The sequence below is a fragment of the Streptomyces sp. CA-249302 genome, from assembly GCF_050936785.1.
Taxonomy (GTDB): domain Bacteria; phylum Actinomycetota; class Actinomycetes; order Streptomycetales; family Streptomycetaceae; genus Streptomyces.
On record NZ_JBNJMG010000001.1, the window covers coordinates 10,693,788 to 10,719,383 of the forward strand.

Genomic DNA, 25,596 nt, shown 5'->3' on the forward strand with positions numbered 1-25,596 from the left:
TGCAACAGCAGAGGGATCGCCTCTGACTGAACCGCTCCGGGTCTGATGGAGACTCCGAACTGTCCCGAGTTGGGCGGAGTCGAGTTCTGGCTGGTCGCTGCTAGGTGTGCCGAGCAACTGCCCTGTATCGATGGGATGTTGGCGAGGCCTGACATAGATCGTCTGGTCGCTGACGCCGAAGAGTTGGGCGGCCTCGGCGACCTTTCTGCCGGATCCGACGAGATCGAGGACCGTGTGGCGGAACTGTGGCGGATGGCGGCGGGGCATCGCGACCTCCGAAGGCTGCTGGATCGTCAATTGTCCAGCAACCCGACTCCATCAGATCCGGGGCATACCACGTTGAATCCGGACTGAAGAGCGAGGACGAGTTCCAGCCTCGTGTCGGTGTCGTGCAGCTTGTCTCCGAAGAGCTTTTCCAACTGCCGGAGCCGGTAGCGGATGGTCTGCGGGTGGAGGTGCATGCGGGCGGCCGTGGCAGGGACGTTGCACCCACCGAGCAGCCAGGCCAGTAGTGTCTCGCGGAGTCGGCTGCGTTGTGCTTCAGGAACCGCCTCCAGCGGTGTCAGGGCGCGTACGGCGATCTGCGCCAAGAGCGATTCGTCGCTGTACAGCAACAGCGCTGGTAGGTGGTCGGCACATCGCAGGAGGCCCTGCTGCGGCAGGACTCCACGCTCCATGAGGTGAAGGGCGCGTGTCGCCCAGCGCAGCGAGTGCGCGGCTTTGGCCAGGGGCACAGTCGGACCGATCACCACCGGGCGCCCGAGCAGCGCCAGAGGCAGCGCCGTGTCACTGACACCGGCCGCGCCGACCTGGTCGGACACGAGCAGTCGCGGGGGGTGTGCATCGAAGTCCGCGACGGTTCCCATCGGCCGGCCGAACGGCTCCTTGTGGGAACCGTCTGTGCCCGGTCCGAACACCACGACCGCCACCTGCTCCGGTACTGCCCACCGCGCGGCGTTGGCTAGTGCCTGAATGGCTGTCGCCTCCGCGGCGTCCTCGCGGAGCAGCAGTTCCAGCAACTGGCGCTCGCGTCGGGCCAACTCGTCCGAGTCCCTCAGCTGCGCGTCCGCGTGCCCGGCCGCGGCGGCCTCGGCCACTTCGTGGATGGTCTGCAGGGCCAGCTGGCCCAGGGCCGACACCAGTGCGGAGTCCAGCCCCTGTTCCTCTGCGGTACGACCCATCAAGCGCCAGGCATGCATCCCGCCGACCCGCAATGCGGACTGGAACGTCTCCAGGCTCCGTCCCGCCAGAGCGGTACTCCATCCCAACTCGTAGTAGGTGCAGATAACCGTGTCACCCGGTCCGGCAGGGTCGTCTATGTGGTCGACGAACAAGGTCAACGCCTCGATCACCCCCGTGCGCAGCTTGCCCGCCAATGCCTTGTCGACCTGCGTGTACTCGGGGACCTGTCTTCGGACCTCGTCCTCCACTTCGGAGGCGACGGCGAGGAGCTGATCCCGCAGCAGCTTTGCGAGGCCCGCCGGAACCGAAAGGAGTGAGTCGTCCGTCGTGCGGTGTGGTGAGGGGGCCATCTTCTGCGCCTTTCGCTCGGATGCGGTTGGGGAGACTGCCACCCACCTGGGGTACGAGAGTCGTGTCTGAGACGCTCGGAAGCACCGGGTCCGTTCCCTTTCGCGGCTCTCGACCCGAACCGATCGAACCCGGGTGTCGGGCCAGGGCGGACACCCATCGCCGGCACCTGGATCTCCTTACAGAGATCCACACATCGAAGCTGGACTTCGCCCCGCCACCGCCGTGAGGAGACCTTACGGATCCACGGGACGGTTGGACAGGTACGTGCCGGCCCCTCCCGCCGACGTGCTGAGCGCGGCCCGGCTAGCGCACCTGCCGACCGCCTCACGACCTACGCCCGGCGTACCGAGCGCCGAACCGCGACGTGAGACGGCCGGGCGGGAGCACGCCATCGCCTGCTCGCCGTGCGTTTGCCCACGATCAAGACACCCGGTGCGAGGCAGAAGTCCTGCGCCGGCTCCTGACCGTGGTCGGCTCTGCGGCGCGACACGATCAGCTCGAAGTGGAGCGAGGCAAACGGGTCAGCCGAACTGTTGCCTCAAAGTACGCGGCTCGGATCTGCCCACTCCTTACGCGCCGGGCCGACGGCCGTCGGGCAGAAAGAGCACCGAGTTGACGTACCGCGGCCCCCGGAAAGGCAGCACACGGCGGAGCAGCCCATGAGAGACGACGTACGAGGCCTGCTCCTGGTGCGCCTCCAGCGGGAAGGACGACAGCGGAACCCAGGTGTCCTCGGGCAGCACCCAGCCCGCGTAACCATGCGCCGTGAGATACCGCACCACCGGGTCGATCGGCTGGATCCGGGACTCGAGCTCGACGAACAGGGCCGGCCGGTCGCGGGCCAGGACGCCAGTCGCGCCGCGCAGTACCGCCAGTTCGTTGCCGTCCACGTCGATCTTGATGAAGCCGACCTCCATCAGGGTCAGGTTGTCGAGGGTGACGCAGGGGACGTCGAGCGCGCGGGCGTGGATGTCACGGCGGACGAGGGAGGAGACGCCGCGGTCGCCCTCGTCGTCCTCTGGCAGCCACAGGCGGGCGACGCCGGGGTGGTCCGAGGCGGCGGCCTGGACCACGCGGACGTTGGCGGGGCTGGCCGAGTCGATGAGGCGGGCCAGATGCGGCACCGGTTCCACGGTCACCACCTGACGGGCATGCCGGGCCAGACGCCGCGTCCACGGTCCGTACCAGCCGCCCACGTCCACCGCCATACCGCAGCCGCGCGGGCACAGTTCGGGGAGCCTGCGCAGCTCCGGCTCGAAGCGCGGGTAGACGTACCTCGCGGCCGAGGCGACCAGGCGTGTCGGCAGGCGGGGCGCGAGGCGCGCCGCGAGGGTTCGGGGAGGCGGCGTCACGGGATCATCCGCATCAGCCGTTCGTGCTCGTCGTCCGTGACCTGCTCCCCGGACACGGGCAGCAACTGGGGGATGCCGTCGGCTATCGGGTAACGGCGGCGGAGGCGTGGGTTGTACAGCACCTCCGCCGTGGGCGACGGCTCCTGCACCGACTCCTTCTCCTCCTGTGCCACGAGATGCAGAGGCCCCTTGTCCAGCGGGCACGCCAGGATCTGCAGAAGCGGGTCGTCGTGGTTCATGGTGTGCCAACTCCTTGGGTCGGGTGAGGGGTTGTCGTGGTGCCGGATCGTGCTTCGGCATGGACAGCAGGACGGCGACCGCCAGGGCCGTGCCCGCGACGCGCAGGGCCAGGCGCAGGGGATCGTGCGGCAGCGCCTCGCCGAAGGCGAGTGTGCCGAGCACCGCGGTGAACAGAGAGGTCACCGTCGTGCACACCGGCACGATCAGCGAGGCCCGGCAGCGTTGCAGTGCCGCCTGCGACATGACCAGGCCGAACGCACCGGTGAAGAGCAGCAGATACGGGTACGGGGAGCACAGCACGCCGATCAGCGACGCGCCGATGCCGCCGGCCGTCAGACGGCTGGAGACGCCCTTGATGGCGAGCGAGCTGACCCCGTACAGCAGGCCCACGGCCACGCCGTACTCGATGCCGGTGGTCGGCAGCCGGTGCCGGTTGCGGGTGTGGTGCTCGGCGGACCAGTACAGCCACACGCCCGCGGCCAGCGACGGCACGCAGACCATCAGGATCAGCGGGTACGGGGCGCTGCGGCTGACCGGGTCCGCGTTCTTGTCCAGGGACAGCACGACCATCAGCAGCGCGGCGAGGATCGCACCGAGCGCGTACCGCTCGCGGCCGCTGGTCTCCTCGCCGAGCAGCCGCGCCGAGAGCAGCACCAGGATCACCAGGCCGGAGACGAAGATGCCCTGCGCCGCGGCGATCGGCAGCGTGCGGTAGACGACGAGCTGGGCGCCGAAACCGGACGCGAGCGACAACGAGCCCCCGATCCACAGCGGGCTGCCCAGCACCAGCCGCACCAGCCGGGCGGGCTGCCGGATGTTCACCTCGGGCAGTGCCGCCAGCGCCCGCTTCTCCAGGACGAATCCGGTGCTGTAGAGGACGTTCGCCAGCAGGGCCGCGACCACTCCCCACCACATCGGCCCTACGTCCTTCGGGCGTGCAGCAGCAGGATCGAGGCCAGCGGCGGTCTGACACAGGCGAGCCGGTCCAGCGGACGCAGCGCACGCGGCACACCGTGGAAGGGCGCGCCCTTCACCGCGACGACCTCGAAGCCCGCCGCGGTCACGAACTCCCGCAGCGCGCGAGCCGTGTACAGCCGCAGATGGCCCACCACCTCGGTGCCCGGGCGGCCGTGGATCGCACGCAGACTGACCTCGGAGAAGACCGGCTGGACGCCCGCGAGCAGCAGGGCACGATTGTACCAGGCCGCCAGGTTCGGGGTGGACAGCATCAGATGCCCTCCGGGGCGCAGGACCCGGCGGAGTTCGTCGAGGGCGGCGTCGGGGTCGACGAGATGCTCGATGACCTCGCTGAAGAGCACCGCGTCGGCGCACCCCGTCCGCAGCGGCAGCCCGCCGCCGGTGAGTTCACCGCGCACGACGTACGGCAGCCGGGCCCGGGCGCGCCGCAGAGCGTCCTGGGACCAGTCGACGCCGATGACGCGGTGACCGGCCAGCAGGGGGGCCGCGGTCGCGGCGGCGGTGCCGTCGCCGCAACCCACGTCGATGACGGTGCCGGCGCCCTGCCCGACGGCCGGCCCCAGGGCGGCGGCCAGCATCCGGGCCTGGCGCAGGCTACGAGGGGTGCCGGAGGCGACGGGGACGGACGGGTCCTCGTAGAAGTCCCGCAGCTCGGGGGGTTTCACGGGGGCGGTCGTCATGGGCCCACCTGCGTCGTGCGCGTCGGCATGTGGGGTGTGGCGTCGGTGGTCATGGGCGAGGGCTCACCTCTGTCGTGTGCAGGTGGTGTTCGAAGAGATCCCGCAGCCGTGCCCCGTCGCCGTGGTCGAGCAGGGCGCGGGACCAGCGCAGGGCCAGGTGAAGGCGGCCCGCCGTCGAGGCGGTGGTCACGGTGAGGCCGCGGGGCATCCGGGCCGGCGCGGAGAACCACACGGCTTGTGCGCCGCCCGCCTCCTCGCCGAAGTCCAGCGGGTAGGGGACGCGCCCGATATTGCTGAGCAGCGTCGTCGACGTCCAGGGGGCCGCCGCTCGGCGCAGCCCCCGGGTGAGCGCGGCGCGGGCGGCCACCGGGGCCCACGGCGCGGTCAGGAGGGCCGCCCCCTTGCCGAGTTGAGGGCGGGGCCGGGACTTCAGGGCTCGGGTGCGGGCGGCCGTGCGGCGCAGGAGGCCGGGCATGTCGTCATGGGCCCGGTCCAGCTCCTCGGCCGCGAAGGGGACGTCGACCAGTCGCGTGCCGTTGCCGATCGGCATCGTGGCGTCGCGAGGGCGGTCGTCCACCGGCATGGTGATCCGCATCGGGCGTGGGCGGGCGCCGTGTTCCCTGTTCCACTGGGCGATCATCAGGGCGGTGGCCACCATGAGCTGGTCGTTCACCGTGTAGGGGGAGCCCTTGGGGCGGTTCGGGAGGGTGAGCTCAGTGACGAGCAGGCCGTTTCCGGGAGACCGCCCGGGGGTGCCCTGGGCGACTCGGGCGGGCGGGATCCATGAGGACGCGGTGTCCGCGGGTTCCTGCGGGACCTCGGCCGGACGGACGGGGGGTGCCGCCGGGGAGTTGTCCCTGCCTCCGTAGATCTCCGCCGTGGTCGCCAGGACCCGCAGGCACGCCGGGCCGTCCAAGGCGGTGTGGTGGACGGTCAGGACCAGCACGGTCCCGTTGTGCTCGGACACCACCTCCAGCCGGACCGGCGGTGAATCGAGCAGCGGCGGGGCGAGGTCCAGCGCCCGGTCCCGGGCGCGCTCGAGGGCGCCCCGGCCCGGAGCCGGGAAGCCCACCACCTCCACATCCGGATCGGGGGTCAGCTCCCACTCGTAGTGGCGCCTGTACCACGGCCGCGGCACCTCCCGCATCAGGATGCGGGGATGGCTGCGCAGGGCCTCGGTGAACGCCCGCCGCAGTCGGGCCCCGTCCAGGCGGCCCGGCAGGTGGACCTCGATGTGGATCGTCTCCGGCTCCTCCTCCTGGAGGCAGTGCCGGGAGACCTCGTCCACGACGGGGAACGGCACACGCACGGCCGGCTCGGCCCCCGCCGGATGCTGCACCGCGGTCATGTCGCCTCGCCCTTCTCCGGTGCGTCCTCCGCGGGAGCGGCCCCGGACTCCGGCTCGGGGGACGACGACGCGATCGTCGTCGACCGGTCCCCGGACCGGCCGGGGCCGCGCGCGGAGATGGTCCCGCTGGAGGCGGGCCCGTTCGGAGATCCCGGCTGCGTCGGATGCCGGTACGGCCGTGACGAGAGCAGTGCCGCCGACCCCGGTCCGCCGAGGCGGGGCTCCCGCCCGACGGGTTCCCGTACGGTGACCAGTGCCGCGAACAGCCCTATCAGCGCGAGGAGTTGGGCGGTGGGACCGAACGTGCCCGCCTCCGCGCCGGACGGGCGTCCCGCGCCCGTCGCGGCGGCGACTCCGGCACCCGCGAGCGCGAGGAAAGCGACGGGCACGAGAAGCGCGTGCCGCTTCCACGCGAGCAGTGCCAGCACCGGTACCAGCAGCGCGAACCAGCCCGCGATCACGATGCCCACCAGGGTGAGCGCCACCGTGCCGAGCCAGAGCCCGGGCTCGAGCGGCGCCTGCTGCGGCGGATCGGGGTTGGGCGCCCGGCGCCGCCACAGGGCCAGGCCCACCAGGGCCGCCAGCGCGACCCCGCTGCCGATCAGTCCGGCGTCGTACGTCGTCCTCGGCTGGTACGACAGCTTCACGGCGCCGCCCGCCCCGGCCGGGATCTCCCAGCCCTGCTGCCAGCCGTCGAGCCGGACCGGGGTCAGCTGCCTGCCGTTCAGGGTGGCCTTCCAGCCGGAGTTGTAGTTCTCATACGTCGTCAGGTACGTGGCCGCTCCCGAGCCGACCGTGACCTCGCGCCGGTCGCCCAGCCAGTCACGGATCCGCAGGTCGCGGCCGGCGTCGGAGGCCGGTGTGACGGTGCCCCGGGTCAGGGCGACATCGGTCAGGGCGAGCGGCCCGGTGTCCTGGGCGTCGACCTGGTGCGCACCCGGGGCGAGTCGCAGCCCGGTGTCCTGCCGGCCCTGTCCGCACAGCCTCACCGTGACCGGCCGCCGCTCCGTCAGATCCCGTACCGTGCCGCGCACGCCCGTCTGGTAGGTCTTCCCGTCCACGCTCAGCACCGGTCCCTTGCCGCACGGCAGCGAGAAGGTCCGGGAGGCCGAGGGCTGCGGCGTCCGATAGTTCTCCAGAGCGGGGATGTACGCCTCCGTCAAGCCCACCGGCAGCTGCAGGTTCTCGTCCGCGGCGGGGTTGTAGAGGGTCAGTGGTGCCGTTTTGGTGATCGTGATGTCCAGTCGATCGGTGGTGATCGGGTCGAAGTCGACCCGCCCGTTCTCGTCGACGGCGGCGATGGTGTCGCCGTACGGAGACGTGATGTGCACCTGCGTGGGACGGGACGACAGCCCGCCCGCCGGGGCGAGGACCATCTCGCCTATGGACTGCTTGCCCTTCCAGTGCAGATGGATCGTCGGCCGGTCGCCCGCGATCCACGCCGTCGTCAGATCGCCGTCGGTGAGGTTGCGTGCGGACAGTCCCGCGCCCAGCTGCGCCGTCGAGTCCGCCGTCGCGACGATCTGGTCCCGCCGGCCGGGCGCGACCTTGTAGAGCAGCTTGTCGAGTGCGTCACCGGTGACCGGTACCGCGCTCGCCTTCAGTTCGTACGTCCCCGCCGTGGCCGTGCTGAAGCGGCGGTGCAGGCCCGACTCGGTGCCCGTCGGGGAGAGCCCGGTCGGGTCGGCGGCGCGGTGGAGGGAGACGATCTGGGCAGCGGCGGTCTTGTCGGCGTCGTCTGCGTCGGCAGGAAGGCGCAGCATCCGGGTGACGCGCACGCCCGGGATGTCGATCTCGGAGAAGCCCGCACCGGTCAGTCCGGAGTGCGGAGCCACGGCGTCGACGATCGTGATCTTCATCCAACTCGTCCGGCCCGGACGGGCCTTGACGGTCTGGGTGGTGCCGTTGGGCTGGAGGAAGCTGGAGACGGAACCCTGTTCCGTTTCCACACGTACCTCTGTCGCCGCCGCGCGGACGCTCTCCTGCGGCAGTGGGGTCACCTTGAACGACGACGGCATGTCCCGCTGGCCGGTGAAGCCGACGCGCAGCCACTGCCCGTCCGGGGAGCCGGGCGCGCCCTCCGTCCACGCGGTGTCCGGATCGCCGTCGAAGGCGTTCACAGGGTCGTACTGCGGCAGATAGAACAGCCAGTTGCCGTAGGAGGAGGCCGTGATGGAGCGGGCGCCGCGTAGCTCGGCCACCGTCTGGTGGTCGATGCCCGTGGTCGGCAGGATCTGCCGGGGCTCGTCACCGGGGTCCTGGTATGCACCGGACGCGTTGTGCTCACTTCGGGTGTACGTGTAAGAGGTGTTGGTGTTGAGCAGCCCGAAGCGTGTGTCGGTGCGGCGCAGCCCGTCGCCCGTGATCCGCAGCGGAACGGAGCCCAGGCCGGGATGGGCGTCCCCGGTCAGCACGGTGGCCCTGCCCCGGAGCGCGGGGTCGGCGACCAGCGGCAGCAGGGACTCCGGGCCGCCGGAGACGACCGCGGTGCCGGCGACCGGCAGCAGCCGGGCCTGCCCGGGCCGCGTCACGTCCGAACTCGCCGGTCTGTAGATCTCCACGGCCCGTTGCCGTGGATACAGCCCCTCCACCTGGAGCGGCGCGTCATGCGCGATGACCCCGCCGGTCATGACCGGGCCGAAACCGGTGACCCGGGTGTACCCGGACTGCTCCAGGGTCCGCTTCACGGTGGTGGTGGGCACCGAGCCGATCTGGTTCGGGTCGAGGTCGTTGCGTACGACGACGTAGTAGATGCCGGCCCGGCTCAAGTAGTCCGCCAGCCCCGGGACTTGGCTGCCCGAGGTCAGCGCGTCCTCGACGGCGTCCATGGCGCGCCGGTTGCCGGGGGTGCCGAAGGGGACGTAGTCCCGTTGTGCCCAGGGGGACTTGGCGAGGACGTCGAGGGGCTGGTCGATGGGGGAGCCCCAGCTGTAGATGCCGTGCGCGGTGGCCGGGACGACCAGGGCGCGGGAGTCGGGGGAGTACTTCTGAAGCCAACTGGCGGTAGTCGTCCAGTACTTGGGGAGCTGCTCGAATGAGCCCGGGTTGAGGATCGAGCCGTTGAGGTACGGCCACAGCAGTCCCGGCAGGATCAGCACGGCCGCGATGAGCGGGGCGAACCGGCGCCCGCGCAGCGGGCGTGCGCCATTGGGCTCGGCGGCGACCGCCACCAGATGGGCGAGGCCCAGCACCAGGGCCAGGGCCAGCCCGGTCTGGAACTTGTAGATGTTGCGGAACGGGGACAGGGCGCTGTTCAGCCAGTCCTGCACGACCCCGTGGAAGGGGGCGCCGAACGAGCCGCCGTACCCGGCGAGGGTGATGAACGCGACCGCCAGCACGGTCAGGACCAGCCAGCGCCGCTCGGGAATGTCCCGTCGCGCCAGCCCCGCGAGCCCGAGTCCGGCCGCGAGCGCCGAGCAGACGATGACGGTCACCGACGCGGCGACCGTCCAGCCGGCCGGCAGCCAGGCCTCACCCAAGTGAAGATACGCCACCCAGTTCCCGCCGCCGCGCAGCGCCTCGGTCGCCGACATGGTCCCGGTCGTGGTCTGCGAAGTCTCGACGTATGGAAGGAAGTTCTCGCCGTAGACGCCGAGCAGCAGCAGCGGGATCCACCACCAGGCGGTCGCCAGGAGCACACCCGGCGCCCACCAGGCGATGAGCTTGCGCCGCCGTGGCCCGGCCGGGCGGGAGAGCAGATAGAGGCCGGCCGGCAGCAGGGAGGCCAGGGTCGCCGTCGCGTTGACGCCGCCCATGAAGGGCACGAGCAGCACGGACCGCAGGGCGGCGACCCGTGCGCCGTACCGCTCGTCGGCCAGCGGCAGCAGCACCCAGGGGAGGAAAGCGCCGGGCAGCGCGGCGGCGGACGTCGACCCGATCACGATCGTGAACACGGGCCACAGTGCGTACGCCCCGGCGGCGAGCAGCCGGGACGAAGCGCTGCCGACACGCAGCCGCTCCGCCAGCCGCAGCGCGCCCCAGAAGGCCACCGAGACGATCAGGGACAGCCACAGCCGTTCCGCGAGCCACACCGGGAGGTGGATCAGCCGGCACAAGCCGTAGTACGGCAGCATCGGCCAGGCGTACCCGACGTACTGGTCCTGGATGCCGCCGAAGCCGCCCCGGTCGTGCCACACCTGACCCAGGTCGGACAGGAACTGCCAGGGGTCGACCGTGACGCCGAGCTTGGTGTCGAAGGTCTGTCGGCCGGGATGCACGGCGAGGAACAGCACGAACAGCGCGGCCCAGAACCCCAGCAGCCATCGTCGCGACCGCGGACGCTCCGGGGGACCGGAGGCGGCTTGCGCGGGGCGCACAGGTACGGGAGGAGGGGCCTGGACCGTGCTCGTCATGGTGCACACCGCCGGAGGATGAGAAGAAGGTTCCAGGTGGCCAGCTCGCGCAGTCCGGGTGTCCTCACCACGGTCTCCGCGAGGAACGGCCAGTAGCGGGAGCGGGCCGAGACGACCGTGACGTCGTCGCGGGCGCGGACCTGCCGCAGGGTGGCGCCGATGTGCACGGCGAAGAGGTTCTCGCCGAGCGTGTGCTTCGCGGGCCGTCCGGTGCGGCGCTGGTACCGGGCCCGGGCCCGCTCGGCACCCAGGTAGTGCCAGGGCGCCCACTCGTGGCCGCCCCAGGGGGACAGCCAGTTGGTGAACGACACGTAGATCAGCCCACCAGGCGTGGTCACCCGCACCAGTTCGCTGAGAAAGGTCTGCGGATCGGAGACGTGCTCCAGCACGTTGGAGGAGAAGGTGACGTCGGCCGCCCCGTCGTGCAGGGGCAGCAGATAGCCGTCCGCGACCACTGTGCCCTCCGGCGGTTTCGGCCCCAGTTCGTGCACGTCCGGTTCGAAGAGATGGGCGTGGGCGCCACGTCGCCGGAACTCCTCGGTGAAGTAGCCGCTGCCGCCGCCGACGTCGATGACCGTGCGGCCGGCGACCGGGCCGTCGTAGGCCTCGACCTGGTCCGCGGCGTCACGCGCGAGCAGTGCGTAGCAGGACTCCGGGTCGTCCTGCTCGTGCAGGAAGGCTCGGAAGAGCGCGAGGGAGCGACGGAACGAGGGGTCTTTCATCGGTCTCCGGTCCGGTACCGCGCCCGGAGAGGGGCGTGGGGCTGTGGCGACGGCTTCACTGGTTTTCCTGGCTTCACTGGCACGGAGCATCGCCCGGCTCCCTTCGGCCGAAGGCCACCGCTTCGGCTGCCACGGCGCGGAACTGTTCGACCGTGCGGGTCCAGCGGTAGCGGGCGGCGTGGTCGCGGGCCGCTTCGCCCATGAGTTCGCGACGGCGGGTGCTCAGCGCGAGGGCGCACCAGGCCGCCGCGAAGGAGGACTCGCCGCGGGCCAGCAGGCCCGTCTCGCCGTCCACCACCGAGTCGCGCAGACCGGGTACGTCGAAGGCGATCGCGGGCGTCTCGCGGACCGCGGCCTCGGTCACCACCAGGCCCCAGCCCTCGACGGAGGACGGATGCAGCAGCAGCCAGGCCGCGCACAGCAGGCGGTGCTTCTCGGCCTCGGAGACCCGGCCGGTGAACTCCACGTCGGGACCGGCGAGACGTTCCAGGCGCTCCCGTTCGGGACCGTCGCCCACGATCACCAGCCGGCCGCCGGTGACGGGCCGGACGCGTTCCCAGAGGTTGAGCAGCAGATCGATCCGTTTGTACTCGACGAGCCGCCCCATCGCCAGGAACAGCGGCTCGGGCGACCGGTCCGCACGGGGACCCGGTTCGTCGACTCCGTTGTGCACGACACGGATACGGTCCCGTTCGACACCGATCTCCTGCAGCGCGTGGGCCGTCGAGGGCGACACCGCGACCAGCAGGTTGCGGCGCTGGGCACCGGCCAGTGCCCAGTGTTCGAGTCTTCGGCCCAGCCGGGCGGCGGGTGCCAGCGGCCCGCCGAACCGCAGCTTCCAGAGGTCGGTGTGCACATGGTTGACCAGGCACAGGGTGGGCCCTCGGTGCCACAGCGGCGCCAGGTACGGCATGCCGTTGCACACCTCTACGAGGAGATCGCAGTCGCCGACCTGGCGGGCGAAGGCCGAGGGGGTGCGCAGGTAGTGGCCGAACTCGCCGCCGGCCGAGACGACCCGGTAGTCGCGGTGAGCCGCGGGGCCGCCGCACAGCAGGGTCACCTGGTGGCCGAGGTGGGTCAGGCCGTCGGCGAGCTGGTCGACAAGGAGTTCGCTGCCGCCGGCGTTGGGACTGTCGAGGTCCCGGTGAGCAAGAAAAACGATCCTGCGCGGGTGTGGGGGCAGCACCGAGAGGCGCTGAGCGGTGCGTGGGGACGCGGTGCGCAGCGGGGACGGCACGTGCTGGGGCATCGTCGCTCCAACTCGTCTCAGAAGATGTGGACTTGGGGTTTCGGGGGAGGGGACAGGCACAGGCAGACGGGTGAGGTCGCACGGGGTCGTGCGGGGGATTCCTGTGGGGGGCTTGCGATGATCCTGTAAGCGAGCCGTCGGTGCACTGTGTCGAGTGGGATTCGACGGTTTTTGCACACCGCGCCGACCTGGCCACTCAACCCGGTGACAATCGCCGGGGTCACCGGCGCCGAAGCCCCCTCATGTCAATACGGGCAAAGGGGGTGTACTCGCGGAGGTGGGACGTGGACTCCTGCGTCCTGCCAAAACGCCACCTGCCAGGGCCAGTACGGACCCGGCCAGGGTTGCCCCGATCGGCAGTGTCTGTCCCACCATGAGCAACTGGCCGCTCTCCTTCTTCGCCTGCTTCACCGCGTCCTTCTGGGTCGCCGTGGTGAACGCGATCTTCCGGCTGTCGAGCAGCACCACAGCGTCCTTCTTGGCGCTCGGAGCCCGCAGCGTGCGGCGCGGGCCGGTCTGCGCGTAGAGCACCCGGCCGGTGCGCTGGTCCGCGACCAGCTCGATGCCGTGGTTGGAATACCACTCCTCGGCCAGCACCTGGCCGTGCCGGGGCTCGTGGACGATGCTGCCCGGTACGAGGCGCGTGCCGATCTTCGTGGGCGCCACGGTGGCGGTGAACCGGTAACCCGCGTAGCCCTGGACCTTCTTCGTGCCCCGGTAGTGCACCGTGACAGCCCCGCCGAGGGAGTTGTCCCACCACTGGTAGGAGTGTTTGCGCACGTCGAAGGGGAACTTCAGGTACGCGTCGCCCTCGAAGCGCGGGTTCTCCCCGCAGCAGTGCACCGGCTTGTTGGTCCGGCGGTCGGTGACCCAGCGGTTCGTGAAGAACTCCAGTGCGTCGTGCGGATCGGCCGCGGGAAGCGTCTTGTCCGTGTCGACGGACGTCGTCACGTCCCACACCGCGCGCCCGCTGCGCTCGCTGTCCTCGACGTTTCCGCGCACCTGCTGGGTGACCGTGATCCGTTTGCCCTGCACGGTCTTGATGACGGCGGTGTCGAAGTAGCTGCCCCTGCCGGTGAAGACAGCGGTGGTGTCGATGTTGATGGGATTCACTGCGGCATGCGGCTTCACGTACCACGCGAGCAGGGGAGCCAGGACCAGCAGGAAGGTTCCGAGGCCCAGCAGGACCAGGGAGAGGGGTGAGGTTCTACGGTGCATCCGGGCACTCCAGATCCAAGAAGGAAAAGTGCCGTGCGAGTCCCCACTCCCATGAGCCGGGAACGGTAGGCGCCCCTTGACTGCGTGTCAATGTCTGCCGACACTGGCACGGGACGGGCAGGGGCGGGACGCGCGGGGTGGGGACCTCGGAGAGCGAACCGTAGAGAGAGGCTCACCCCATCATGTCCAGACTGTTGGCCGCCGCGCTGACCGTGGCGCTCGCCGCCACCCTCGCCGTGGGCGCGGCCCTCGGCATCGTCGCACTGCTCGAAGCGACGCCCGCCCAGCCGAACACCCCGCTGATCACGTACGAGCAGGCCGGCTCGGGGAGCTGACCCGGGCGGTTCGCGGCCGTCGTCATGACGAAGGCACCCGGGCCTGCCCAGGTGATCCGGGGTGCCGCGCCACCGAGGTCTTCGCCCGGCGTCCGGCGACGCCGACCACTCGGTGAGCCACCCGCCAGGTGGCGGGAGCCCCTTCTTGCCCCGCAGGCCTCCGCATCGGAGGAGCAGGGCCATTTCTCCGAGCGGCTCAGATTCCCGCAATGAAGGGGTCGGGTTTTGTCCCCGGATGACAATGCGAAACAGCCCGCGGTAGTCAAATCACCTCAAGAGCCGACGGTGTACCCGTTGACCACGGCTATAACACCCAGCCACTGGAGGCACATAGATTCGGAATTCCCCACTCCAAGGCGCAGCATGCGCCTCGCACGCAAAGGATATTCCCTTGCGCAAACGATCTCACGCCTCGGCTCCCACCTGCGATTCCACGCATGGGCCCGCGCGTCACCGCCGTACGGGTGGCCGCCGGGCCAAGTGGGCCGCGGCGGCAGTCGCGTCGGCGGCACTCACCGTCGGCGGCACTCTGTACGCGCAGGCCGACACCGTGACCGGCTCGAGCTGCCCCGACGTCGACGTGTCCTTCGCCCGCGGCACCTTCGAACTGCCTGGTGTCGGCATCGTCGGCGGTCCGTTCACCAAGGCCCTCACCGCTGACCTGTCCGGCAAGACGGTGACGACCTACGCGGTCGACTACGCCGCCGACGCCGCTCAGTTCAGCGCCGGGTCCGGTGCGACGGACATGAGCAAGCACATCACCGAACTCGCCGCGCGGTGCTCGAACACCCGCTTCGTGGTCGGCGGGTACTCCCAGGGCGCCACGGTCACGGACATCGCCATCGGCGTCAAGACCGTCCTCGGCTCCGGCACCGCGATCCCGGACTCGCTGACCTCGCGCGTCGCCGCCGTCGTGACCTTCGGCAACCCGATGCACATCGTCGGCCAGAAGCCCGAAACCGCCAGCCCCACCTATGCCCCAAGTGGAGCGACTTCTGCTCGGGCGGCGACCCGGTCTGCGCCAGTGGCGCGAACGTGCTGTCCCATATCACCTACGCCATCAACGGCGACGCGGACAAGGGAGCGAAGTTCGCCGCCGAGCACGTCCTGGCGTCGAAGTCCTGACCACGGTCGGGCTGCCCGGCCCGGCATCCCGTGCCGGGCCGAGGGCCTGTTCATGCACCCTCCCGTGGTTCTCCGAACCGGGGGCGAAGTCGAGCGGGTCACCGTGCGGCGACCGTCGCAACAGCGGAGTCCCGGGCCCGTCGACCGGGATCCGATCGCACGTAGAACCTTTCCTTCGCCGCTCTGCCGGGCATCGCCGTCGTCGCCATGGCCCGTGTGTTACCGCAGCCCCGGGCCCGGCATGTGCTCGGCGAACGCGGCCGTCGGTCACAACGCGGTCGGAGGGCCGGCTCGGAGACGAGTGACCAGAGATCAACCGGTCCTCGCTCGACGTCACACGAGCGGTGATGGCTGTGATGCCCGCCGCGTCCGGCGCCGGTGGTGTCGCTTGGGCGGCCGCATTCCTCTGTCTCCGTGATCGCAGGAGCGAGGCGGGATCGGATGACCCCTGCCCACGGCGCCAACGACTCGCACACTCTCCGACGGGATCCGCTCCGGAGTGACGTGCGGTTCGGCTCGTCGTTCTCCAGGATCGTGGGTACACGCCTGACTTCCCGCGAGCAAGGTCATCCGACCGTATGGTTCAGTTCGATCGGCGCACGGCCTGCCTCAAGCCCGCACTCGGGTACGTCTACAAACGCGAGGTTCTGTGGACTTCTTCGACGCCGTCGACCGCGCCGGCACATGGCATGGCGCCCAGCCCTCACCCCCTGCACCCCGCTGCGCGACTGTGACATGCGCAAGCGGACACTGCTGATCGCACCCCCGGGCGGATCATCGTTCTCAGCCCCGAGGGTGCCGCCGTCGTGCGATTCTGCGACGGCACCCGGACCGTCGTGGAGATCACCGCCGCGTTGCCACCGGAGGGAACGGCGGACATCGGGGAGTTCCTCGACGACGTGAAGGAGCACGGACGGCTGAGGTTAGCCCCAGCCCGGCGGCGAATCCCCCTGAGCGATGCTCGCCGAACTCCCCCACGGCTGCCCGCTGCACTGCCCCTGCTGCTCCAACCCCGCCGAACTCGTCCGTCCTGCCGCCGGGCCGACGACCGAGGAGTGGTCGCGTGTGTTCGCCGGGGCCACCCGGCTGGGTGTCGTCCACGCCCAACTCTCCGGCGGCGAACCGCTGTTGCGACGGGATCTCGCCGCCATCGTGGAACGCGCCACCGACGCGGGTGTCTACACCCAGCTCGTGACCGGCGGCCTCGGCTTGACCACGGCCCGCCTCAACGAGCTGACGAAGGCCGGGCGCCCAGTGTCCAGCTCTCTGTACAGGCCGCCGATGCCGGTCTCTCCGAGCGCGTCGCAAGACGTCGTTCGTTGAACGTCGTCCTGCACCGGTACGACCGCGACGAGATCGAGGCGATCATCGAACCCGGCTTCGCCTGGAGCGCCGTACCCGTCGAACTCGCCAACACCCAGTTCTACGGCGGGGTTGGCCAACTGCGCCGCGCTGATGCCGACCCGGTACCAACGCGCCCGTGCGCAGGGGGTGGTGGAGGCCTGGCCGGAGCGGACGGGCAACGAGCTGATCCGGGTCGTGCCGGACTCCTTCGACGGAGGGCCGAAGCCCTGCATGGGCGGCTGGGGTGCGATCTCGCTGGCCGTCGAACCCGACGGGCGGATACTGCCCTGCCGACCGGGTACGATCTGCCGCTCGACCTGCCCAACGTCCGCGGGCACTCGCTGGAGTGGATCTGGCGCGAGTGCCCGGCGTTCGCCGCCTACCGCAGCACGGACTGGATGCCTGCCCCCTGTCGGAGCCGTCCTCGACAGGAGGCCGACTTCGGGGGCCGGTGCCATCCGTACGCGCCCACCGGGGACGCCGTACGGACCGACCCGGCGTGTTCCCTCTCTCCCGACCGCGCGCTGATCGGTGGCCTCGCCGGTGAGCGGGGCGGGGAGTTCGTCTTCCGGGGTAGGGGCACGGCGGGGCTGAGCGGTGCGGGCCGCGATGGTCGCGCGGCCCGCACCAGGACACTAGCCTCGTCGCCCGCCACCGACGGCGCACGCCGGCAGCGAGCGACGGCTCAGCAGCGGTCGCCGCTGTTGACCGGTCTGTCGCGGGCCACGTAGGTGCCGGTGGGCTTGCCGTTGCCGTCAGTCACGTTGCCCACGGCGTCGTAGTAGGCACCGTAGGACTTGATTTCCTTGTAACCGTGGTCGCGCCAGGTGCTGACGTTGATCTGGCCGCCGCCGTTCCTGCCCCAGGAGTACCTGTCCACGACGAAGACAGGGTTGCTGCGCACCGTACGCATCGTCGGTGCCAGCGCCATCCAGGCGACCGTCTTCGGAGCAGCGCTGAGGCTGATCGTCGTGGCCCAGCCCGAAGTCTTCGAGTAGGACCAGGACTGGCTGTAGCTACCTCCCGCGTCGAACGCCAGTACCTTTTCGATCGCGGTCCACGTGATGCCGAGTGAGCCCTCTACGCTCCTGGTGGTGGTGCTGGTCGTGGACCCGTTCATCTGGATGTCCTGGCGCAGCGATGTGTCGCTGCCGCAGTTCTTCAGAGAGTTGCCGACCTGCTGCTCCGTCCCGGTCCAGGTCCAGCTGGAGGCCTGGGGGTAGCGGCACCAGCCCTGGAACCGTTCGACGGGGTGCGGCAGGCTCACGGCGGTGGCTCCGTTTGTCATGTCGCGGGTCACCTCACCGTTGTCCACGTTGATGAAGAAGAACTGCTTGTCCGTCGAACCGTTGCAGATGGACATCAGCAGTTTGTCGGTGTTGAAGGACTCCTTGCCTCTGAGGTCGGTCGCCGCATTCGCCGGTGCGACGAAAGTAAGTATCGACGCCATGCTCAGGACTCCGACAGCCGCCGCGCGCTTGACGGTGCCTGTGCGGGCCTTTTCGGGCCTCTTGCCCTTTGCGAGAGAACCTGATGTGAGGAACGCATGGGGGTGGCTTGCTCCTTTTGCGGTTCGCCGAGTCCGGCGGCGCCGAACTCGGGTGTCGGCGAAAAGATCGCAGACTACTCGCCAGTCACCTCGTGCTGACAGCAGATTGACAGAGCGCTGGGCTATCTGTTTGGCCATTCATTGCTATTTGTGCACAAACACAATGCAATTATGAAGACGTCGTGGATACGGCTGCCGGTGGCATGCCCCGCGAGCCCATTGGTGAAGTGAGCCGACAAAGGCGAACCTCGGTCCTCCCTTGCGTTCGCCGACGAAGTCGGTGGAACGTGTCGTTCTCGGCAGGCCAGACCTTGTTCTGTGCGGTGTCCTGCCGGGGCAGGCTGCGCAGCCCCTTGGTGCCGGCTTTCCGGCTGCGGTCGGCCACCCGGGACCGCCGCCGGCGGCCGGGTCCGAGTGCGGCGATGGGGCGGCCGACGACGTTGGTGTCGAAGCAGGTGAGCCGCGTGCAGTCCCCTACCGACGACCAGCCCGCCGACGTCCGCGCCCACATCATCGAGATGGACCGCCGCTCGGCATCCCACCTGGCCGTGCACATGCTCGACGGCGCGGCCCTGGGGCACGGCCTGAGCGACTCGCCCGCCGGACTGCTCGCCTCGCTCCTGGAACGCTGGAATGCCTGGAGCGACAACGCCGGTGACGTCGAGTCCGTCTTCACCAAGGACGACCTGCTCACCCATGCCACGATCTACTGGGCGAACAACCCCACGGGCCAGGGCGTCGGCGTAGTTGCGTGACGTCCGTTTGGTGATCATGTGAGTCCGAGGCGGGGGAGTGACCTGCTGGTGTCACGGGCGGGGGCGGGATGCTGGCGGCGATGTTGGTGCTCTTGGTGAAACGGGGAGCACCTGCGGCGAGGCCCCGCGCGTCATGCCCTCTGTGCAGACGGCGTAGGGCGACCTGACGAGTGGGAGACGGAGGTGCTGGTGCTGATCGCGCAGGGGCTGTCCGACGCGGAGATCACGGAGCGGCTGGTGGCGGCGGAGCCGACGATCAGAGCGCGGGTCAGCAGGGTGTTGGTGAAGCCGGGGTTGCGGGGTCGGACACAGGCTGCGGTGTTCGTGTACGAGACGTGGCTGGTACGGCCGAACGGCCGGTGATCCGCACCGGGCGATGAACCGGGGATCGCTCACGAACTCCCGCTGGAGGGAAGTCCGCCGCTTTCGAGAATGTCGTCCAGAGCGTCTCCCGCTGCTTGGTCGATCGCCGCCATGGCGCTCCGGTAGGCGTAGCCGTATTCGGTGTCCGACAGGGACTCGCAGCCGGACGGCCGCGTCTTCGGCGGGCTCGTCGGCGACCAGTCTGCGGTGAAGAGCGAGGTGATGCCCGTCATGCAGGCGCGGATCGCCTCGGCGTCGGCCGGGGGCGCGGTGGTGGCCGTGGCGGCCGTCGAGGAGGAAGCCGTGGCACTGTCCGCCGGGCTGCCGGAGTCCCCCGATCCGCCCGAACAGCCGGCAAGTGTCAGCAGCAGGGCTGCCGTGGATATGAGCGACACCGCAGTCCGCATGACCCCTGCCCCCGGGTGATGTTGAAGAAGACATCACATAGTGGCAGATACGGGCAGGCGGCGCACTGGTGTGTGCTGCCAGACCAACGGCTGTGCTACGGGGATGTGACAGGCACGGCTTCCAAGACCATGGAGTTCTCGACGCCCCGTGATCCAGGTGGAAGACCGTGCCTGCCGACGCATCATCTCTGATCCCGCCTGCCCTTGACCAACTGCGCGAGAGTCCCCGGGTGGGACCCGCGGAGGTCCCGGGCCTGCTGGAGCGGCTGGCCGAGGTGCCGGACCCGCGTGACCCTCGCGGGGTGCGCCACCGCCTGGCCGTCGTGCTCGCTCTTACCGCGTGCGCGGTGCTGGCCGGAGCAACCTCGCTGCCGGCGGTCGGCGAATGGATCGCCGATGCCCCTGGGTATGTGCTGGAACAAGTCGGTGCAGTCCCTGATCCGCTTCTGCCGGGGCGGGTCCTGCCCGCAGAGGCACGGTCCGCCGACTCCTGGCCCGCCTCGATGGCGACGCGCTGGACCGGGCGGTCGGACGCTGGCTCACCGACCGTCGCCCGAAGGTGACCGGGCTGCGCGGCCTCGCGGTGGACGGCAAAAGCCTGCGCGGCGCGGCACAGGCGAACGGGCGCAAGATACACCTGCTGGCCGCACTGGAGCACGCCACCGGCCTGGTCCTGGCCCAGCTGGACGTCGGCGAGAAGACGAACGAGATCACCTGCTTCCAGCCGGTGCTGGACACCGTCGCCGACCTGGCAGGAACCGTCGTCACCAGCGACGCCATGCACACCCGGCGCGAGCACGCCGGCTACCTCCTCGGCCGGGACGCCCACTACATCGTGATCGTCAAGGGCAACCAGAAGAAGCTGCGCCGACAGCTCAAGTCGCTTCCCTGGAAGGACATCCCGCTTCAGGGACGCACCCGGGGAACCGGCCACGGGCGCACGGAGATCCGCCGGATCAAGGCCGCCACCGTGAACAGCCTCCTCTTCCCCGGAGCCCGCCAAGCCGTCCAGATCAAACGACGGCACACCGACCGCAAGACCGGCAAGACAACCGTCAGCACGGTCTACGCCGTCACCAGCCTGACCGCCGAGCAGGCCACGCCGGCCCAGCTCGCCCGTCTCGTCCGCGACCACTGGAAGATCGAAGCCCTGCACCACGTCCGCGACACCACCTTCGCCGAGGACGCCTCCCAACTGCGGACCGGCAACGCGCCCCGCGCGATGGCCACCTGGCGCAACCTCGCCATCGGAGCCCTCCGCCCAGCCGGAGCGAAGAACATCGCGGCCGGCCTCCGCCGCAACGCCCGCGACCCTCGCCGCCCCCTCGCACTCCTCGGCCTCGGATGATCACGAACCGGACGCCACGCGACTACGTCGAATCCCTGCCCCACGGGCACGTCGATGCGTTACTACGCCAACGCCAACCGCTGCCCCTGGACCCCGGCTCGCGACCGGAGCCCGGTCGTGTAGGCCCCGGTCGGCCTCACCTTCGTCGCCCAACATGGACTGCTTCGCGTCCCAGCAGAACATGTCAAGTCGGCTGATTCCAGTACGCGGTCGAGTGTCCGGCCCGCCAATTCGTCCATCGTCGTACCGCGGCCCGGAGCGGATTGGCCGGGGCCGGGGCGAGTGGGCCGCCGGGATGTCATCGGCGATCACTGCGATTGGTCTCCGCCGCATGGTCGATCTGCGGTCCGTGGCCGGTGCCGGCGGCAATCTCGGCCTGCGCGCCCGGTAGCAGTGGCGGAACACGCTCCAGCTGCCGCTGTGGATGCACCAGGAGGCTCCCCTCGTCGAGCATCAGGTAGCGCGCGAATGGTTGACAGCTCGTTGTCGGGCGGGGGAACGGGCGCCTGGTGCCGGATGCGGTAGGAGCACACCGCCGTCCTGATCATCGTGCGCAGCTCCGGCACCACGAGGACCACCTGCGCGCGCCAGGCCGCGAGGCGTGGTCGCAGCGCATTGAGAGCCAAGGTCGGGAAGGGGCTGAGGAAGATCCGGCCGAGCAAGCCCAGTCCGACCTTCTGAGGCGAAGTGGTCCGCTGGAGCGGGCCGAATGGCCGAATCTGCACAGCCGCCGTCTCCGATCTGGGGATTCCGGCACCTTGATCCCCTGTACCACCATGCGGGACGCCACCAACCACAAAGGCGGGCGGCGCCGCTTTCGAGTCACCGCAATGCGAGTGCTGCGGCACTGGGTCTGCTGCCCGGTGCCGCTACCGCTCGGCCGTCCGGCCAGCCTCCTGCCGACGCCGACGCCGACGCCGACGCCGACGCCGACGCCGACGCCGACGCCGACGCCGACGCCGACGCCGACGCCGACGCCGACGGCGGCAAAGGGACACGCGTATGAGCTCGGTAGCCTGATCGGGATGGTGCCGGGGAGGACACGAGCAGCTGCGTCATTCGGTGTGCACGGCCTGCAGAGCGAGCAGGAGTTGCAGCCGTGAGCTGGAGTCATGGAGCTTGTCGCCGAAGAGCTGTTCAAGTTGGCGCAGCCGGTAGCGGACGGTCTGGGGGTGGACCTTGAGGCGCTCCGCCATGTCGGGGACGTTGCCGCCGCCGAGCAGCCAGGCCAGCAACGTCTCGCGGAGCCTTTCACGATGTGCTTCCGGCACCACATCCAGTGGGGCCAGGGCATCGGCGGCGAGGTGGGCCAGGAGCACCTCGTCGCTGTACAGCAGCATGGCCGGGAGGTGGTCGGTGCATCGCACCAGAGGCTGCCGTGGCAGCACTCCACGCTCCACGAGACGGAGGGCGCGCGCCGCCCACTGCAGAGACCGCGCGGCCTCGGTCGGCGGCACGGTCGGCCCGACCGCAGCCGGACACCCTCCCAACGCGCGGACAAGTGCCTTGTCCTCAAGGCCTCCGGAGCCTCCGGGATCCGGAAGAAGCAGCCGCGGAGGGTGTGCGTCGAAGTCCGCCAGGGTCCCCACGGGAGTCGGTGCGTGCTCGTCGTCGCGACCGTCCGGAACGGCCGCGAGGACCACGACGGTCACCTGTTCCGGTACGGTCCACCGCGCGCGGTGCGCCAGCTCCTGCAGCGTCTTCGCCGCCACGGGCTCCTCGCCGAGCAGCAGCCGCAGCAGCTGCCGCCGGGGGCGCTCCAACTCCTCGGAGTGCCGCAGCTGTGCCTCCGTGTGCCCGGACGCCGCGGCTTCCGAGAGCTCGTGGAGGGTGTGGAAGGCGAGTTCGCCCAGCGCCGACATGACGGCCGGATCCAGCCCGACCTCCTCCGCGGCGTCGGCCATCAGCTGCCAGGCGTACAAGCCACCGATCCGGACCGCGGACTGGAACGCCTCCAGACTCCGCCCCGCGAGGGCTGTGTTCCACCCCAGCTCGTAGTAAGTACACGTGATCGAGTCCTCTTGACCGCCCGGGTCGGTTAGGTGGTCGATGAAGAGCGTCAGGGCCTGCACCACGCCGGTCCGCAGTCTTTCCGCCAGGGCCTCGTCAGGCTCGGCGTACTCGGGCACCTGCCTTCGCACCTCGTTCTCCACCTCGTCCGCCACCGAGGGGAGCAGCTGCCGCAGCCGTCGGGTGAGTTCCGGGGGGACCTGTTCGGCTGGGAGACCGTCCGGTGTGCTGTCTGCGGTGGCCATGGAAGTCGGGTGTGCCTTTCGCCCGAATGCGGATCGTGGGAGAGATTGTCACACCGGCGCGTCCTTGACCGGATAGCGCCCCTACGACGGTCGCTCAACCTGCGGTGCGGATCTTGCCGGGGGCGGTCAGCCGTGAGTCTGGACGAGCGAGTGCTGTGCGTCGCGAGTGGTCTGACGGATCCGTTCCTGATCGGTGACCGCAGCCCGAGGCTTTCGTCCCGCCCTCCGGGGCGTTCACGGTGCGGAGGGCGCCGGGTGGGCGGCGAAGAAGGACCAGAACGTGTCGGTGGCGTTGAGGGCGCTGGACGGCGCGTCCATGCCCAAAAGACGCTGCACGGCGGTGCGGGGGGCACTGCCCGGCCATTGGTGACCCGCTCCGGAGAGGGTGATCAGTTCGACCGCTCGACCGTGCGGGCACGTGGCGGTGAGCTGGGTGACCGTACCGCTGGTACGGCTGGCCGGCGCCGTGCAGTGGTCGGCGGTGCGCCATCGCGCGACGACGGCGGGCACGGCCGGGCCGTCGATGTGTGCGGGGCCTTCCCCGCGGCCGCCCTGGTACGGGATGTTGTGATCGGCCGTGCCATGGATGTGCAGCACGGAGAGGGGTGCGGGCTTGGGGCACGGGCCGAGCAAGGTCGCGGAGTCGGGGCCGATCGCGGCGAACAGACGGGTGTCGCAGGCCAGGCGGTAGGCCATGAGCCCGCCGTTGGAGACACCCGTGGCGTAGATCCGCCGTGCGTCGACGGGGCGGCGGTGCTCGATGTCCGCCACCACCGCGCTGATGAACGCCACGTCGTCCACGCCCCGTACGCTGGGCCGTCCGCAGCAGCCGCCGCCCACCGCCCAGGCACGGTCGAGGCCGTCAGGGTAGGCGACGGCGAACGCGTGCCGGTCGGCCTCGCCGTCCCACCCGTAGGTCTGCTCCGCCTGGTCGGCGCTGCCGAACCCGCCGTGCAGCATCACCACCAGCGGTACGGGCGTTCCGGTGGGCAGGCCGGGCGGGACATACAGACGGTAGGTCCGTTCCAGGCCACCCACATGCAGTCGGTGCACCGACGTGCCGGTCGGCACCACCGACGAGGAGGTGGCCGGGCCGGCGCCGTCCCGCACGGAGCGAGGCGCGCAGCCGGCCATGAACAGCACCGCGCAGACCGCGGCCACAGCCGCGGTGCGCGCCCGACGGTGGAGTCGGAGCGGGACGAGTCGGGAGTCGTCTCTTCGTGTCATGAGGCGACGGTCCCGTTCGATTTTGTGGAAACTCTGTGGCCCGGCCTCCTTGGCGCCGCGCCTGCTCGCTTGGGTCTTGGAGAAGGGCCCTGGCATCCGGAGGATTCCTCCCAGGCGGATGCGGGCGTGGACGTCAAGGAACTCGGCGCTCCTCCAGCCACGTGGTTTTCTCGCCGTACCAGCACTCGGCGGGGACCGTCCGGACAACCCGGCACGGCTCCGGCTAGGAGCTGTCCGGCCGATCATGTGCGGAGCCGGATGACGAGGGCGGCGGCCATGGCCGTGCCGAGGTAGACGTAGCCGCGCTTGTCGTAGCGGGTGGCCACCGCCCGGTGCTGTTTCAAGCGGTTGACGGCCCGCTCAACGGTGTTGCGCTTCTTGTACCGTTCTTCGTCCAAGCCCGGTGGCCGTCCGCCGCGTGAGCCCTTGCGCAGGCGGGCGGCCCGGCTGTCGGTCTTCTCCGGGATCGTATGCCGGATGCCCCGTTTCCGCAGGTACTGGCGGCACGGCCCGTTGCTGCAGGCCTTGTCCGCCGTGACGCTGCCGGGCTTCTTGCGGGGCCTGCCCGGCCCGGATTTGGGGACGCGGATCTTCTCCAGCAGGGGCAGGAACTGGGTGCAGTCGGCCCTCTGACCTGGTGTGACGATCAAGGACAGAGGGCGGCATCGTCCGTCTGCGCTCAAGTGGAGCTTGGCAGTGAACCCGCCGCGGGAGCGGCCTGGGCCCTCACCTCCAGCACCACCTCCACCAGGCGGGCGACGAGGCTCTGCCATGGTGCCTCGGCCTGGTGTTCTGGGGCTTCGTCCCCCTTTGATGTGGGGGCCGGCGGCGCGTCGGTGCGGGCTCCAGCCGCGTGCTGATGCGCCCGCACGATCGTGGAGTCGACTGAGATGTCCCAGTCGATCTCACCCGCCGCGTCGGCAGCGGCCTGGACCTGCTGGAGCAGACGCTCCCACGTCCCGTCGCCCGACCACAGCCGGTGGCGTTCGTAGACGGTCTTCCACGGCCCGAACCGTTCGGGCAGGTCACGCCAGTGGTCACCGGTCCGAACCCGGTGCAGAATCCCGTCGATCACCTGCCGATGATCCCGCCACCTGCCACAACGCCTGTTGCTGACCGGCAGGAACGGCCGCAACCGTTCCCACTCGGCATCACTCAGATCACCCCGCCCCATACCCACATCAACGACCCGAGCAGGAGCTAGTCACATGATCGG

At 70.2% G+C, this 25,596-nt stretch carries 18 protein-coding genes and 6 pseudogenes; 9 read left to right on the forward strand and 15 right to left on the reverse strand.

Annotated features, from left to right (window positions below):
• Nucleotides 1–293: 293 nt before the first annotated feature.
• The 10 genes and pseudogenes from ACQEWB_RS48405 to ACQEWB_RS48450 all read right to left on the reverse strand — a co-directional run bounded on the left by ACQEWB_RS48405 (nucleotide 294) and on the right by ACQEWB_RS48450 (nucleotide 13,672).
• Nucleotides 294–1,574, reverse strand: a complete 1,281-nt coding sequence (locus ACQEWB_RS48405) for a helix-turn-helix domain-containing protein (protein ID WP_432843122.1) — start codon at nucleotides 1,572–1,574, stop codon at nucleotides 294–296.
• Between the two features lie 528 nt (nucleotides 1,575–2,102).
• Nucleotides 2,103–2,885, reverse strand: a complete 783-nt coding sequence (locus ACQEWB_RS48410) for an FkbM family methyltransferase (RefSeq protein ID WP_432844395.1) — start codon at nucleotides 2,883–2,885, stop codon at nucleotides 2,103–2,105.
• Nucleotides 2,882–3,124, reverse strand: coding sequence for a Trm112 family protein (locus tag ACQEWB_RS48415; RefSeq protein ID WP_432844397.1), 243 nt, complete (start codon nucleotides 3,122–3,124; stop codon nucleotides 2,882–2,884). The genes ACQEWB_RS48410 and ACQEWB_RS48415 overlap by 4 nt, the downstream gene beginning before the upstream one ends.
• 7 nt (nucleotides 3,125–3,131) lie before the next feature.
• Nucleotides 3,132–4,028 (reverse strand): annotated as a pseudogene (locus tag ACQEWB_RS48420) (hypothetical protein); the annotation flags it as partial.
• A gap of 17 nt (nucleotides 4,029–4,045) precedes the next feature.
• The gene (locus tag ACQEWB_RS48425) at nucleotides 4,046–4,783 is read right to left on the reverse strand and encodes a class I SAM-dependent methyltransferase (RefSeq protein ID WP_432843124.1); all 738 of its coding nucleotides are present in this window, start codon (nucleotides 4,781–4,783) and stop codon (nucleotides 4,046–4,048) included.
• A 49-nt stretch (nucleotides 4,784–4,832) separates the two neighbouring features.
• Entirely contained in the window at nucleotides 4,833–6,131 is a 1,299-nt protein-coding gene (locus ACQEWB_RS48430) for a condensation protein (protein ID WP_432843126.1), read from the reverse strand.
• Nucleotides 6,128–10,483, reverse strand: a complete 4,356-nt coding sequence (locus tag ACQEWB_RS48435) for an alpha-(1->3)-arabinofuranosyltransferase (RefSeq protein ID WP_432843128.1) — start codon at nucleotides 10,481–10,483, stop codon at nucleotides 6,128–6,130. Before ACQEWB_RS48435 ends, ACQEWB_RS48430 begins: the two co-directional genes overlap by 4 nt.
• Nucleotides 10,480–11,205 (reverse strand): class I SAM-dependent methyltransferase, encoded by a 726-nt coding sequence (locus ACQEWB_RS48440; protein ID WP_432843130.1) that lies wholly within the window; start codon nucleotides 11,203–11,205, stop codon nucleotides 10,480–10,482. Before ACQEWB_RS48440 ends, ACQEWB_RS48435 begins: the two co-directional genes overlap by 4 nt.
• 73 nt (nucleotides 11,206–11,278) lie before the next feature.
• Nucleotides 11,279–12,454, reverse strand: a complete 1,176-nt coding sequence (locus ACQEWB_RS48445; RefSeq protein WP_432843132.1) for a glycosyltransferase family 4 protein — start codon at nucleotides 12,452–12,454, stop codon at nucleotides 11,279–11,281.
• 240 nt (nucleotides 12,455–12,694) lie between these two features.
• Complete coding sequence (locus ACQEWB_RS48450; protein ID WP_432843134.1) at nucleotides 12,695–13,672, reverse strand: DUF3068 domain-containing protein; 978 nt, start codon at nucleotides 13,670–13,672, stop codon at nucleotides 12,695–12,697.
• A gap of 182 nt (nucleotides 13,673–13,854) precedes the next feature.
• Between ACQEWB_RS48450 and ACQEWB_RS48455 the strand changes: the two genes are divergently transcribed.
• The 4 genes and pseudogenes from ACQEWB_RS48455 (at nucleotide 13,855) to ACQEWB_RS48470 (ending at nucleotide 17,207) form a co-directional block, all read left to right on the forward strand.
• Entirely contained in the window at nucleotides 13,855–14,007 is a 153-nt protein-coding gene (locus ACQEWB_RS48455; protein ID WP_432843136.1) for a hypothetical protein, read from the forward strand.
• A gap of 580 nt (nucleotides 14,008–14,587) precedes the next feature.
• Nucleotides 14,588–14,896: pseudogene (locus ACQEWB_RS48460) on the forward strand (cutinase family protein); the annotation flags it as partial.
• Nucleotides 14,897–16,089: 1,193 nt separating this feature from the next.
• Nucleotides 16,090–16,455, forward strand: coding sequence for a radical SAM protein (locus tag ACQEWB_RS48465; RefSeq protein ID WP_432843138.1), 366 nt, complete (start codon nucleotides 16,090–16,092; stop codon nucleotides 16,453–16,455).
• Nucleotides 16,452–17,207 carry a hypothetical protein gene (locus ACQEWB_RS48470; RefSeq protein WP_432843140.1) on the forward strand — a complete coding sequence of 252 codons (756 nt, stop codon included), beginning with the start codon at nucleotides 16,452–16,454 and terminating at the stop codon, nucleotides 17,205–17,207. Before ACQEWB_RS48465 ends, ACQEWB_RS48470 begins: the two co-directional genes overlap by 4 nt.
• Here the strand turns inward: ACQEWB_RS48470 and ACQEWB_RS48475 are convergent.
• Entirely contained in the window at nucleotides 17,162–17,926 is a 765-nt protein-coding gene (locus ACQEWB_RS48475; protein WP_432843142.1) for a hypothetical protein, read from the reverse strand. The two genes, ACQEWB_RS48470 and ACQEWB_RS48475, sit on opposite strands and share 46 nt — an antisense overlap.
• Before the next feature lie 575 nt (nucleotides 17,927–18,501).
• Between ACQEWB_RS48475 and ACQEWB_RS48480 the strand changes: the two are divergent.
• Together ACQEWB_RS48480 and ACQEWB_RS48485 are read left to right on the forward strand one after the other, a co-directional pair.
• Nucleotides 18,502–18,747: pseudogene (locus ACQEWB_RS48480) on the forward strand (epoxide hydrolase); the annotation flags it as partial.
• 177 nt (nucleotides 18,748–18,924) lie between these two features.
• Nucleotides 18,925–19,143: pseudogene (locus tag ACQEWB_RS48485) on the forward strand (response regulator transcription factor); the annotation flags it as partial.
• Nucleotides 19,144–19,172: 29 nt separating this feature from the next.
• Here ACQEWB_RS48485 and ACQEWB_RS48490 read toward each other — a convergent pair.
• Nucleotides 19,173–19,550 carry a hypothetical protein gene (locus ACQEWB_RS48490; protein ID WP_432843144.1) on the reverse strand — a complete coding sequence of 126 codons (378 nt, stop codon included), beginning with the start codon at nucleotides 19,548–19,550 and terminating at the stop codon, nucleotides 19,173–19,175.
• Between the two features lie 230 nt (nucleotides 19,551–19,780).
• On the opposite strand from ACQEWB_RS48490, the gene ACQEWB_RS48495 reads away from it, so the two are divergent.
• The 3 genes and pseudogenes from ACQEWB_RS48495 to ACQEWB_RS48505 all read left to right on the forward strand — a co-directional run bounded on the left by ACQEWB_RS48495 (nucleotide 19,781) and on the right by ACQEWB_RS48505 (nucleotide 21,904).
• Nucleotides 19,781–20,113, forward strand: a complete 333-nt coding sequence (locus ACQEWB_RS48495; protein WP_432843146.1) for a transposase family protein — start codon at nucleotides 19,781–19,783, stop codon at nucleotides 20,111–20,113.
• A pseudogene (locus ACQEWB_RS48500) lies at nucleotides 20,065–20,739 on the forward strand (ISAs1 family transposase); the annotation flags it as partial. The gene ACQEWB_RS48495 and the pseudogene ACQEWB_RS48500, both read left to right, overlap by 49 nt.
• 868 nt (nucleotides 20,740–21,607) lie before the next feature.
• Entirely contained in the window at nucleotides 21,608–21,904 is a 297-nt protein-coding gene (locus ACQEWB_RS48505) for a hypothetical protein (RefSeq protein WP_432843148.1), read from the forward strand.
• Nucleotides 21,905–21,953: 49 nt separating this feature from the next.
• Here ACQEWB_RS48505 and ACQEWB_RS48510 read toward each other — a convergent pair whose 3' ends face one another.
• The 3 genes and pseudogenes from ACQEWB_RS48510 to ACQEWB_RS48520 form a co-directional block, all read right to left on the reverse strand.
• Entirely contained in the window at nucleotides 21,954–23,153 is a 1,200-nt protein-coding gene (locus ACQEWB_RS48510; RefSeq protein ID WP_432843150.1) for a helix-turn-helix domain-containing protein, read from the reverse strand.
• A 234-nt stretch (nucleotides 23,154–23,387) separates the two neighbouring features.
• Nucleotides 23,388–24,380, reverse strand: a complete 993-nt coding sequence (locus ACQEWB_RS48515; RefSeq protein WP_432843152.1) for an alpha/beta hydrolase family esterase — start codon at nucleotides 24,378–24,380, stop codon at nucleotides 23,388–23,390.
• A gap of 242 nt (nucleotides 24,381–24,622) precedes the next feature.
• A pseudogene (locus ACQEWB_RS48520) lies at nucleotides 24,623–25,554 on the reverse strand (IS5 family transposase).
• Nucleotides 25,555–25,596 lie beyond the last annotated feature (42 nt).

Bases quoted from the DNA above. Each gene is read 5' to 3' on its own strand.
- ACQEWB_RS48465 (WP_432843138.1), top strand. From the start codon at position 16,090: ATGCTCGCCGAACTCCCCCACGGCTGCCCGCTGCACTGCCCCTGCTGC.
- ACQEWB_RS48445 (WP_432843132.1), bottom strand. From the start codon at position 12,454: ATGCCCCAGCACGTGCCGTCCCCGCTGCGCACCGCGTCCCCACGCACC.
- ACQEWB_RS48475 (WP_432843142.1), bottom strand. From the start codon at position 17,926: ATGGCGTCGATACTTACTTTCGTCGCACCGGCGAATGCGGCGACCGAC.
- ACQEWB_RS48430 (WP_432843126.1), bottom strand. From the start codon at position 6,131: ATGACCGCGGTGCAGCATCCGGCGGGGGCCGAGCCGGCCGTGCGTGTG.
- ACQEWB_RS48435 (WP_432843128.1), bottom strand. From the start codon at position 10,483: ATGACGAGCACGGTCCAGGCCCCTCCTCCCGTACCTGTGCGCCCCGCG.
- ACQEWB_RS48490 (WP_432843144.1), bottom strand. From the start codon at position 19,550: ATGCGGACTGCGGTGTCGCTCATATCCACGGCAGCCCTGCTGCTGACA.
- ACQEWB_RS48415 (WP_432844397.1), bottom strand. From the start codon at position 3,124: ATGAACCACGACGACCCGCTTCTGCAGATCCTGGCGTGCCCGCTGGAC.
- ACQEWB_RS48440 (WP_432843130.1), bottom strand. From the start codon at position 11,205: ATGAAAGACCCCTCGTTCCGTCGCTCCCTCGCGCTCTTCCGAGCCTTC.
- ACQEWB_RS48455 (WP_432843136.1), top strand. From the start codon at position 13,855: ATGTCCAGACTGTTGGCCGCCGCGCTGACCGTGGCGCTCGCCGCCACC.
- ACQEWB_RS48450 (WP_432843134.1), bottom strand. From the start codon at position 13,672: ATGCACCGTAGAACCTCACCCCTCTCCCTGGTCCTGCTGGGCCTCGGA.
- ACQEWB_RS48510 (WP_432843150.1), bottom strand. From the start codon at position 23,153: ATGGCCACCGCAGACAGCACACCGGACGGTCTCCCAGCCGAACAGGTC.
- ACQEWB_RS48515 (WP_432843152.1), bottom strand. From the start codon at position 24,380: ATGACACGAAGAGACGACTCCCGACTCGTCCCGCTCCGACTCCACCGT.
- ACQEWB_RS48505 (WP_432843148.1), top strand. From the start codon at position 21,608: ATGGCCGAATCTGCACAGCCGCCGTCTCCGATCTGGGGATTCCGGCAC.
- ACQEWB_RS48425 (WP_432843124.1), bottom strand. From the start codon at position 4,783: ATGACGACCGCCCCCGTGAAACCCCCCGAGCTGCGGGACTTCTACGAG.